The sequence below is a fragment of the Archangium sp. genome (genome assembly GCF_036389735.1).
Lineage (GTDB): Bacteria > Myxococcota > Myxococcia > Myxococcales > Myxococcaceae > Archangium.
The window spans coordinates 1-10,674 of record NZ_DASVWK010001121.1 but is presented as its reverse complement, the minus strand read 5'-3'; the positions used below and the strand labels follow the sequence as shown (position 1 = coordinate 10,674).

Sequence of the window (10,674 nt, the reverse complement as noted above, 5' to 3'; positions counted from 1 at the left end):
CCGCGCGTGCGCGTGGTGGACGCGGGCTACTACGACAACTACGGGGTGGACCTGGCGGCGATGTGGCTGCACGCGCACCGCGACTGGTTGCGCGAGTGCACCTCGGGGGTGGTGCTCATCCAGATACGAGACCACCTGGGCAACGGCCGGCGGACGAAGCTTCAGGCGACGGCCGGAGCGGGCGAGGTGCTCGGGGGGCTGACGTCACCGGCGGAAGCGGTACTGCGGGCGCGCGAGTCGAGCATGTCGTTCCGCAACGACGAGTTGCTGGGACTCGTGCAGGACGAGCTGAACACGAGCGAGCCGTGCTTCTTCACCACGGCCATCTTCGAGTTCAGCGAGACGGCACCGCTGAGCTGGGCGCTGACGGCGCGCGACATGGCGCAGTTGGAGTACGCGGCGAGCAGCCGGGCGATGCAACTGCGGGTGGACGCGGTGCGCGAGTGGCTCACCGCGGGCACGGAGGCGCAGGGGTTCGCGCGCGCGCGAGGCCAGTGTCTCGGCAAGCGCGAGCTGACGCCTTGAGCCGCGGGCCTCCCGCCGAGCCTCAGGCGCAGAAGGCCGAGACGATGGGCCGCAGGGCCGCGACGGGCGCCTCCTCCGTCAGCTCCACGCCGTGCCGCACCCACGCCCGCGACTCCACCCCGCCCCGGAGGTAGCGCGTTCCGTTTTCGGGATCGAACGTCCATTCCGGGACGTCACCCATCAGGTCCTCCACGCCCCAGGGCGACGGGCTCCGCTCTCCCTGGTGCGCGGACAGGTTGCCCCACGCGTGGCGCCGCCCATCCGGCCCACGGGCCGCCATCTCCCACTCGTCCAGCGTGGGGGGCCGCAGCTGAATCTTCTCGATTCGTGAGAAATTCTCGCAGAGTCGCCGGGCTTCCTCGAACGAGCCGAGCCAGGTCCGCTCCCGGTCCGGAACGACACGGATGGGTAAAGCCTTACCCATCCAGGACGTCAGGGAGCAATCGACGGGGAAACGGGCCATGAAGAAACCCTCGGAGCGCACCCGGCGGACGGGGTTGGCACCCAGCCAGTGATCGACGGGGGCGACCCACTGGAGTTCCAGCCCCGAGTGGCGCAGGCGGTACTGCCCGTTCTGCTCGATGATTCCCGGCGGGAGCACCCGGGGCCTCCTACCGAGGGTCAGCGGCGTGCAGAGGGAGTGGATCAGCAACGACGTGGCGTCCGTCACCTCCACGCTTCCCTCCACGACGTCGCGCAGCGGCTTGAGCGGATCCCTCCCCGGGACCAGGAGGCTGGGGAGTTGACGCTCCTGGAGGTACCGAATGACCCCCCTCCACAGCTGCTCCAGGGCGCGGCGCTCGCGAGGGTCCTCGAGGTGCTTGAGCGCGGCGGGAATGTCCGCGGTGTGGAGCGCGGGCAGCACCTCGCGGGCCCTCAGTCGCGCGGCGGCCAGCACCGCTGTCATCCGCACCTCCGCGTCCGTGTCTCGCAGGGACGCGCGCAGCACCTCGTCGAGGGCGGGATGGGAGGTGGTGAAGTCACGCAGGAGCCGACGCAGGGCCTGACGCCGCTGCTCCGGAGCGAGCTGCTCCGGCGTCGCCATGCTGCTCTGTCCGAGGTGCCCGACAGGGGTGATGGTGAACACGCGTGCTCCTGGTTCGGTGGGCCCCCGGTCCATCCGGCGCCCACCGGTTCCAGATGCACGTCACATGCCGAACCGTCCCGTCCTGTGGATGCGAAGTTTCCCAGTGGAGACGGCACGACGTTCCTGTCGGCCCGGACCAGGGACGCATCGATTTGTCAGGAAGGAGCTCAGTCCGGACAGGCGGGTGCTCGTCGAGGGAAGGGTGACCCGTGGGGCCGACACCTTCGAGCCAGAGAACCCCTCAGGTCGTGCCCGAGAAGGGCCTCGTGCGCGGGGACTACCGCGTCACCACCCGGTCGCGCCCGGCCTGCTTCGCCCGGCCGCACGTGGCCTCGGCGGCCTCCAGCAGGTTGCCGTAGGGCTCTCCGGGACGCAGCCCCGCCACTCCCACCGAGACGGTGAGGTGGAAGTCGCCGGCCGCCGAGCGGAAGCGTCTGGCCGCGAGCCGGCGGCGCAGCCCATCGGCCAGTCGCTCCGCCATGTAGGGCGCCACCGCGTAGAGGGATACCGCGAAGGCGTCTCCCTCCATCCGGCCAATGGGCCCGCGCCCGTCCAGCTCCGCCGCGAGCTCGTCCACCAGCCCGCTCAGCGCCACGTCCATGGCCTCGCGGCCGTGCGTGTCGTTGGCCTCCTGGGTCTCGTCCGCGTCCACCCACAGCAGCGTCAGCGGCATGCGCGCCGCGTACGCGTCCGACACCGCCTTGATCAGCAGCGACTCGAAATAGGGGCGCAGGTAAGCCCCCGTGAGGGGACAGATCTGAGGGGCGCGGTGGGTCACTCAGCTCGCCTTGCGCGAGGAGGCCTGCTTCGTCTTCGCATGGGCCTTGTCGAAACCCTCGTAGGAGCGCACCGCGTGGTCACCCACCCGCTGGATGTGCTGGTTGTTGAGGTACGCCGTCACGGGCGCGGCCACCAGGGGCATGGCCCGCCCCAGCGTCTGGAGGCCCCCCTTCTTCAACAGCACCTCGGCCACCTTGCCCAGCACGCGCGGCCCCGAGCGCTCCAGCGGTCCCACCCCGGCCGCGTACCCGAACAGGTCCAGCAGCTCGTTGCGCGCCCGCTCGCTCTTGAGGTTCACCTTGTACAGCGTGGCCAGGTCCACCAGCAGCGTGAGCTGGAGCCATGCCATCACCGTCAGGTCCATGGGCAGGCCCAGCAGGCCGAACACGCCCGACACCCCACCCACCATGCTCGCCACGTGCTTCTTCTCGTCGATGAGGCGCTGCGCCTTCTCCCGCGTCTGCGCGGAGGGGTAGCGCTGCTCCAGCTCCGTCACCCGCTTGCGCGCGCGCGGCACCTCCTGTTGCACCAGGTCCGCCAGCTTCGTGTCCGCCAGCTTCTTCAACTCCGCCGGCGTGAACTGCTTCACCTTGTCCGCGATCGGGTCATAGAAGGCCATCCGTGTCTCCTCCCCTCAGTAACCCCGCTCGGCGAGATAAAGGTCCACCAGGGCCCCTTCCTCGTACCAGGCGTGGCGCATCTCCACGTTGAACCAGCGAGAGTCCGGCCGGGTCGAGCGCACCTCGAGCTTCACCTGATTGGGCGCTGTATCGATGACCGCCGCCCGCGCCTTGCAGGCCTGCCCCGGCTCGTCCCCGTAGCCGTCCTCCAGGCACACCTCGTCGCCCACGGACAGCCGCCGGGTGTACTCGGTGGCCAGGTAGCGCGCCTCGTCACACTGGGCGCGCAGCGAGGACTGGCGGTGCTGGGTGCACCGGTCCACCCGGGGGGCGCGGACCACGGGCACGGAGCCCAGGAGCGCATCCTCGTCATTGGGGTTGCGCTGGAAGGCTTCCTTGGAGGTGCCACAGCCAGCCAGCAGCCAGAGCAGCCCTCCACACGCCCACGTCCACTTCATCGCTTCCTCGCCTCCGGGGCACCTGGCCCCTCACTCGTACGGACCGGACGCACGAGCATGGCAAGCCCGCGCGGGAGGGTAAAGCGATTGACGCCGGGAGCGTTCGACTCCGATCAGGCGCTGCGGCGCGCCGGGCCCGGAATCTCCTCCGTCCGCCCCGGAACGATGCGGTTGGCCGCGTCCACGAAGACGACGGTGGGCTTCCACTGCTTCGCCTCGTGCTCCTCGACCTCGGCGAAGGTGGCCAGGATGACGATGTCCCCGGGCTTGTTGAGGTGGGCCGCCGCGCCGTTGATGCAGATGACGCCGCTGCCCGCCTCGCCCTCGAGCGCGTACGTCTCCAGCCGGGTGCCCCGCGTCACGTTCCACACCGCCACCTTCTCGAAGGGGAGGATGTCGGCGGCGTGCAGCAGGTCCCGGTCGATGGTGACGGAACCCTCGTAGTCCAGATCTGCCTGGGTGACGGTCGCGCGATGGATTTTGGACTTGAAGAGGATGCGGCGCATGGGGGGTCCAGGATAATGCCGCGCAACCGTAACGGGGGGCGTAACGGGGGACAACCTTCAATCACCCGTCCGCCCGCCCGCTGACCGGCCCGGCCTGCTAGCGCCGGAAGTTCAGGAGCTGGGAGATATCCAGGGGCACCTTCTGGCTCCCGGAGATCAGCTGGCCCTCCAGCTTCACCTGGGCATTGCCGCCCGAGCGCAGCGCATTGGCCGCCGCGGCGGCGCTGAGGAAGTTGATCTTCAGGGGGAGGGTGAGCTGGCGCGAGCCGCTGCCCTCGAGCAGCCCGAGATCGCCCGTGGAGAGGTTGCCCACATTGGCCCCGGCCACCTTGAGGGCGCCGCTGATGCCGCCCACGGGCAGGGGGAAGCTGTTGCGGTTCCTCACGGTGAGGGGGAACTCGACGGTGGCGCCCTGGAGGGTGACGTTGGAGATGCGGGGGGACTCGAACTGGACCTGGGGAACCTTGGGGACCTCGAAGGTGCCCTCGTGCTCCAGGGGGAAGCGCAGCACGCCGATCGGCGTCTGGATGCCGATGCTGCCCTGGGCCTTGTAGCGGGCGGTGTCCTGGTTGAGGAACGTCTGCACCACGGGGGCGATGTCCGCGAACTTCACGTTGGCGGGGAAGACGAGGTCGGCCTTGCCGCGAGCGGGCAGGGAGAGCCCCTTGGGCGGCGTGCCGGCCACCACCTGCTTGCCCTCGACGAAGAAGGCGTAGTCGATGGAGGCGAGGTTCAAGCCGAGCGGGTTGGGGTTGTCCACCTGGTAGACGAGGTCGACGGTGGCATCGGCGAGGGAGGCCTGGGCCAGACGCGCCGTCTTGAAGCTGAGGCGGGGCTTCTGGAAGGCGTTCTTGGCCATGCGCTTGAGCGAGGCACAGCCCGGGCCGGCGAGCAGGGCGAGGCCGAGGGTCGCGAGGAGGAGGAGGGAGCGGTTCTTGGGGTTCATGGTCATGTGGCTGGCAGCGGACGGGCCATGCTAACGGGCAATTCAAACCCATGCCCGGCCGTGTGGTACTCCTTGGACACCTTGAGAACGGTACGCGTTTTCCGACTGCTGTCCGTCTTCTTCTGCGCCTTGCTGTCGCTGAGCGCCTGTACGCGGAGTTCGGACGCGGGGGCGGGGCGCAAGGTGGCGCTCAAACCGTGCCGGCTGGAGGGCGTGGGCCGGCAGGCGCTGTGCGGCACCTACGAGGTGTGGGAGGACCGCGCCGCGAAGCAGGGGCGCAAGGTGCCGCTGCGGGTGGTGGTGGTGCCGGCGCTGGCCTCCTCGCCGGAGGTGGACCCGCTGGTGCTGCTGGCGGGAGGCCCGGGACAGGCGGCCTCGAAGGTGGCCGGGCACATCCTGCCCCTCGTCGAGCGCATCCAGCGCAACCGGGACGTGGTCTTCGTGGACCAGCGGGGCACGGGGGACTCCCGGCCGCTGGAGTGCGACCCGGTGCCGCCCGACGCGCCGCTGTCGAAGTACTTCGACGACACCTACCCGGAGCAGGAGTACCGCGAGTGCCTCGCGGGCTATGACGCGGATCCGCGCCAGTACACCACGCCCATCGCCATGGACGACCTGGACGAGGTGCGCGAGGCGCTCGGCTACGAGAAGCTCAACCTGTGGGGCATCTCCTACGGGACGCGCGCCGCGCTGGTGTACCTGCGCCAGCACCCCGAGCGCGTGCGCACCGTCATCCTCGACGGCGTGGCGCCCATGTCCCTCCTGCTGCCGCTCTACGTGCCACGTGACAGCGAGCGCGCCCTGGACCTGCTCTTCAACCACTGCGAGCAGGACGCGGCGTGCGCGAAGCGCTACCCGGACCTGCGGGGCCGCTTCACGGCGCTGCTGGCGCAGCTCGAGCAGTCGCCGGCGCGCACCCGCTTGGAGCACCCGCTGACGGGAGTGCCCGAGGACATCACCATCTCCCATGGCACCCTCACCGCGGGGTTGCGGGGCCTGTTGTACATGCCCGAGGCGGCGTCGCTGGTGCCGCTGGTGCTGGACCGGGCCACGCAGGGGGACTGGAGACCCTTCGTCGCCATCCAGCAGAACATGAGCGGAGGCTTCGAGCGCAACATGAGCCAGGGGATGTTCCTCTCGGTGGTGTGCGCGGAGGACGCGCCCCTCATCACGGAGGAGGCGATCGTCCGCGAGTCGAAGGGCACGTGGCTGGGAGATTCGCTGGTGCGCAACATGCTCAAGCCGTGCGAGTTCTGGCCGCGCGGCGAGCTGCCCCCGGGCTACCGCGAGCCGGTGAAGTCGGACGTGCCGGTGCTGCTGCTGTCGGGCGAGCTGGATCCGGTGACCCCGCCCGTGTGGGCCGAGGACGCGAAGCGCACGCTGACGAACAGCCTGCACGTGGCGCTGCCCGGAGTAGGGCACGGGGCGAGCGTCATCGGGTGCGCGCGGGCGCTCATGGCGGACTTCGTGACGCGCGGGAGCGTGGAGGGGCTGGAGCCGAAGTGCGGCGACGGCCTCAAGCGCCCGCCCTTCTTCACCTCCTTCGCCGGCCCGGTTCCTTGAGCCCGGCCCGCCGAGAGCACCCATGATTGAAGTGACGAACCTGCACAAGCGCTTCGGCGCGGTGACGGCGGTGGAGGACGTGAGCTTCCGCGCCGAGGATGGTGTGGTGACGGGACTGCTCGGGCCCAACGGCGCGGGCAAGACGACCACGCTGCGCATGCTCTACACCCTCATCCGGCCGGACCGGGGCAGCGCGAGGATCGACGGGCTGGAGGTGGCCGAGCGCCCGCTGGAGGTGCGCCGGTCCATCGGCGTGCTGCCGGACGCGCGCGGCCTCTACCCGCGCCTCACCGCCCGCGAGCACGTGCGTTACGCCGGCGAGCTGCACGGCCTGTCCGGCGCCACCCTGGACAAGCGCATCGACGAGCTGGTGGAGCTGCTGGAGATGAAGGACATCGCCAACCGGCGCACCGAGGGCTTCAGCCAGGGCGAGCGCATGAAGGTGGCGCTGGCGCGGGCGCTGGTGCACGGGCCTCGCAACGTGCTGCTGGACGAGCCCACCAACGGGCTGGACGTGATGAGCACCCGCGCGGTGCGCACGCTCATCCGCCGGCTGCGCGAGCAGGGGCACTGCGTGGTGTTCTCCAGCCACGTGATGCAGGAGGTGGGGGCGCTGTGCGACCGCATCGTGGTGGTGGCGCGGGGGCGCGTGGTGGCGGACGGCACCCCGGACGAGCTGCGCGCTCGCACGGGCAAGGACAGCCTGGAGGAGGCGTTCGTGACGGTCATCGGCAGTGACCAGGGGTTGATGCAGTGAGGGCGCTCCTGGCGGCGGTGTTTCGCAAGGAGATGACGGACCACCTGCGCGACCGGCGCTCCATCTTGAGCGTGGTGGGTGGCGCGCTGGTGGGGCCGCTCGTCTTCGGGGTGATGTTCACGGTGGTGGCCTCGTGGAACCGGCAGGACAAGCCGGTGGAGCTGCCAGTGGTGGGCCGGGCACATGCCCCGAGCCTCATGGCCTACATGGAGCGCACCGGGGTGAAGCTGTCCGAGGCCCCCGCCGACTACGAGTCGCTCATCCAGGCGGGCACGCTGGACGCGGTGCTCATCGTCTCCGAGGACTACGGGAAGGACTTCGCGGCGGGGCACTCGGCGAAGGTGCAGCTCGTGGTGGACAACTCGCGCACCAAGTCGCGCGCGAGCATCCGGCGCATCCAGGCCATCCTCGGCCAGTACTCGGGGACGCTGGGCACGCAGCGGCTGCTGGCGCGCGGGGTGTCACCCGAGCTGGCCGCCCCGGTGCGCGTGGAGGAGGTGGACCTGGCCACGCCGGAGCGGCTGGCCGCGAGCATCCTCAACATGATTCCCCTCTTCCTCGTCATCGCCTGCTTCATGGGCGGGTTGAACGTGGCCATCGACACCATGGCGGGTGAGCGCGAGCGGGGCTCGCTGGAGCCGCTGCTGCTCAACCCCGTGCAGCGCGGGACGCTGGTGGTGGGCAAGTGGCTGGCCACCACGACGTTCGCCTGCACCATGGTGGTGGGCGTGACGGCCGTCTTCGTGCTCGTGGCCAAGCGGGTGCCGCTTCAGGACCTGGGGGTGAAGGTGAGCCTGGACGCGGCGACGGCGGTGGGCATGATGGTGGCCGTGCTGCCGCTGGCGCTGCTGGCCTCGGCGGTGCAGATGTTGGTGGCCACCTTCGCGCGCTCGTACAAGGAGGCGCAGACGTACCTGCAGCTCCTGATGATGCTGCCCATGGTTCCCGGCATGGTGCTGGCGCTGTCCCCCATCCAGAGCAAGACGTGGATGTACGGCGTGCCGGTGCTGGGCCAGGAACTCCTGGTGTCCGAGCTGATGCGCGGAGAGCCCCTGGGCGTGCTGCCCTTCGTGCTGGGCACGGTGAGCTGCGTGGTGTTCACCGTGGTGCCGCTGGCGGTGACGGCGCGCATGCTGGGCGACGAGCGCATCGTCTTCGGTCGCTCTTGAGCAGGTGAGAGGTTGACCCGCGTACATTGGTGGCGACGTTCTGTAAGCGAGTGATCCGTCGTCCCCGGGGGCCGGGTGGCATGTGGGAAGGACATGCCCCACCTTGAATATTGAAATGACCCCGGAGAGAGAACTGAGTCTCCTTCCCGCGCCGGCCTCCGTGGCCACGGCGTCGGGTGAACCCCGTTTCGGCACCTACCAGGGCGAGCTGCCCGAGGTGGACCTTTCCAGGTTGAAGGGCAGGTGGGCCCCCGCGGCGGCCCCGGCCCGGCTGCTCAAACGCAAGCGCTGGCACTACACCCTGGCGGCGACGCCCGAGGTGATGGCGCTCTTCGCGGTGGTGGACGTGGGCTACTCGGCCAACGCCTTCGCCGTGGCGTTGGATCTCAAGGAGCAGCGGCCCCTGTGCGACGTGAGCTTCCTGGGCGCGCCCGGCCCGCTGGCCGAGGTGAGCGACAAGCCCGGAGCGGGACTGATGGCCTCGTTCCGCACCCTGGGCGGCAGGCTCACGGCCAGGCGCGGCGAGGAGGACGAGCGCTACCACCTCGAGGTGGACGTGAGCCGACTGCGCACGGGCAGCCTCCAGTCCTTCCAATGGAATGGAGACCTGCTGGTGGCCGGTGGGCCTCCGGCGCTCACGGTGATTGCCCCGGTGGAGGGGGACGGCTTCGTCAACGTGACGCAGAAGCGCTGCGGCATGCTGGCCTTCGGCAGCCTGGAGGCGGGAGGCAAGCGCTTCCGGCTGGACGGTGGGGTGGGAGGCACGGACTACACCCAGGGCTATCTGGCGCGGCACACCGCGTGGCGCTGGGCCTTCCTGGCGGGGCGGCTGGCGGACGGTACGCCGGTGGGCCTCAACCTCGTGGAGGGCTTCAACGAGAGCGCCGGCATCAACGAGAACGCGCTGTGGCTCGGCAACCGGCTCTACTCGCTGGGCCGGGCGCACTTCGAGTACGACCGCAACGAGCTGATGAACCCGTGGCGCATGAGGACGGAGGACGGGGCGGTGGACCTGCGCTTCCAGCCCCTCTACGTCCACCGGGAGGACCACGACTTCAAGGTGGTGGTGAGCCACTTCGCCCAGCCGCTCGGCCTCTTCGAGGGCACGGTGCGCGTGGACGGTCAGACGTACACGCTGTCCGGGGTGCCCGGCGTCACCGAGGACCAGGACATGCTGTGGTGAGGGGCACCGCCGTGGGGGACTGACGGCCCCTCGCGGATTTTCTGCATCATTTCCGACCTTGGCGGCTCCGCTCATTCAGGGGGCTCTGCTCGCTCCCACGAGAGTGACGGAAGCGATGCGTCAGGTCTTCGGCTGGATGCTGGTGGTGGTCCTTTGTGGTGCGGCAAGAGCGGGGGCTGGCGAGAAGCAGCCGGATGCGCCGTTTGACGCGGGCGGCGATTCCGGACTCGTCAACGAGCTGAACCTGGTGGGCGAGCTGTATCAACGGCAAGGGGAGCCGGCCCGTGCCGAGCCACTGTTTCAGCGCGTGCTCGCCATCCAGGAGAGGGCTCTCGGTCCCAACCACCCCGAAGTCGCCCATGCGCTCAACAACCTCGCCCTCCTCTATAGGGCCCAGGGGTTGTACGACCAGGCCGACTCCCTGCTCCAACGCGCGCTCTACATTCGGGAGGCGGCCCTCGGCCCCAACCACCCCGAAGTCGCCGACCTGCTCAACAACCTCGCCGTCCTCTATGTGAACCAGGGGTTGTACGGCCGGGCCGAGCCCCTCCACCAGCGCGCGCTCGCCATCCGGGAGGAGGCCCTCGGCCCCAACCACTCCCTCGTCGCCCAGACGTTCGACAACCTCGCCATCCTCTACAAGGCCCAGGGGTTGTACGGCCGGGCCGAGCCCCTCTTCCAACACGCCCTCACCCTCCACGAAGCGGCTGTCGGTCCCAACCACCCGCTCGTCGCCAGCTCCCTCAACAACCTCGCCGTCCTCTGTCTGGAGCGGGGGTTGTACCGCCGGGCCGAGCCGCTGCTCCAGCGCGCCCTCGCCATCCGCGAGGCCACCCTCGGCAAGAGCCACCCCGACGTCGCCACCTCCCTCAACAACCTCGCCCTCCTCTCTCAAGCCCAGGGGTTGTTCGGCGGGGTCGAGCCAATGCTCCAGCGCGCGCTCGCCATCCGCGAGGCGGCCCTCGGCAAGAGCCACCCCGTCGTCGCCACCTCGCTCAACAGCCTTGCCCTCCACTATAGGACCCAGGGGTTGTACGAGCGGGCCGAGCCCCTGCTCCAGCGCGCGCTCGCCATCCGCGA

The 10,674-nt window shown here is 69.9% G+C and carries 12 protein-coding genes; 6 read left to right on the top strand and 6 right to left on the bottom strand.

Annotated elements, in window-relative coordinates; translation table 11 throughout:
* Positions 1–525, top strand: a 525-nt coding sequence (locus VF794_RS40365; protein WP_331119164.1) for a hypothetical protein, incomplete at its 5' end; no start/stop codon positions are given.
* Positions 526–547: 22 nt separating this feature from the next.
* On the opposite strand, the gene VF794_RS40360 is transcribed toward VF794_RS40365, so the two are convergent.
* The 6 genes from VF794_RS40360 to VF794_RS40335 all read right to left on the bottom strand — a co-directional run bounded on the left by VF794_RS40360 (position 548) and on the right by VF794_RS40335 (position 4,922).
* A complete protein-coding gene (locus VF794_RS40360) occupies positions 548–1,612 on the bottom strand; it encodes a hypothetical protein (protein WP_331119162.1) in 1,065 nt (354 codons plus the stop codon).
* A gap of 277 nt (positions 1,613–1,889) precedes the next feature.
* Positions 1,890–2,390 carry a GGDEF domain-containing protein gene (locus VF794_RS40355; RefSeq protein WP_331119160.1) on the bottom strand — a complete coding sequence of 167 codons (501 nt, stop codon included), beginning with the start codon at positions 2,388–2,390 and terminating at the stop codon, positions 1,890–1,892.
* Entirely contained in the window at positions 2,391–3,011 is a 621-nt protein-coding gene (locus tag VF794_RS40350; RefSeq protein ID WP_331119158.1) for an EcsC family protein, read from the bottom strand. It abuts the gene before it with no gap.
* A gap of 15 nt (positions 3,012–3,026) precedes the next feature.
* Complete coding sequence (locus tag VF794_RS40345) at positions 3,027–3,470, bottom strand: hypothetical protein (protein WP_331119156.1); 444 nt, start codon at positions 3,468–3,470, stop codon at positions 3,027–3,029.
* A gap of 113 nt (positions 3,471–3,583) precedes the next feature.
* Positions 3,584–3,976 carry an aspartate 1-decarboxylase gene (gene panD, locus VF794_RS40340; protein WP_331119154.1) on the bottom strand — a complete coding sequence of 131 codons (393 nt, stop codon included), beginning with the start codon at positions 3,974–3,976 and terminating at the stop codon, positions 3,584–3,586.
* Positions 3,977–4,073: 97 nt separating this feature from the next.
* Positions 4,074–4,922 carry an LEA type 2 family protein gene (locus tag VF794_RS40335; RefSeq protein ID WP_331119152.1) on the bottom strand — a complete coding sequence of 283 codons (849 nt, stop codon included), beginning with the start codon at positions 4,920–4,922 and terminating at the stop codon, positions 4,074–4,076.
* A gap of 81 nt (positions 4,923–5,003) precedes the next feature.
* Between VF794_RS40335 and VF794_RS40330 the strand changes: the two genes are divergently transcribed.
* The 5 genes from VF794_RS40330 to VF794_RS40310 all read left to right on the top strand — a co-directional run.
* Positions 5,004–6,485, top strand: a complete 1,482-nt coding sequence (locus tag VF794_RS40330) for an alpha/beta hydrolase (protein ID WP_414641019.1) — start codon at positions 5,004–5,006, stop codon at positions 6,483–6,485.
* Between the two features lie 22 nt (positions 6,486–6,507).
* Positions 6,508–7,242 (top strand): ATP-binding cassette domain-containing protein, encoded by a 735-nt coding sequence (locus tag VF794_RS40325; RefSeq protein WP_331119150.1) that lies wholly within the window; start codon positions 6,508–6,510, stop codon positions 7,240–7,242.
* The gene (locus VF794_RS40320; protein ID WP_331119148.1) at positions 7,239–8,411 is read left to right on the top strand and encodes an ABC transporter permease; all 1,173 of its coding nucleotides are present in this window, start codon (positions 7,239–7,241) and stop codon (positions 8,409–8,411) included. Before VF794_RS40325 ends, VF794_RS40320 begins: the two co-directional genes overlap by 4 nt.
* Positions 8,412–8,526: 115 nt before the next feature.
* The gene (locus tag VF794_RS40315; protein WP_331119146.1) at positions 8,527–9,594 is read left to right on the top strand and encodes a DUF2804 domain-containing protein; all 1,068 of its coding nucleotides are present in this window, start codon (positions 8,527–8,529) and stop codon (positions 9,592–9,594) included.
* 115 nt (positions 9,595–9,709) lie between these two features.
* Positions 9,710–10,674: tetratricopeptide repeat protein (locus VF794_RS40310; protein ID WP_331119144.1), on the top strand; the 965-nt coding region annotated here is incomplete at its 3' end.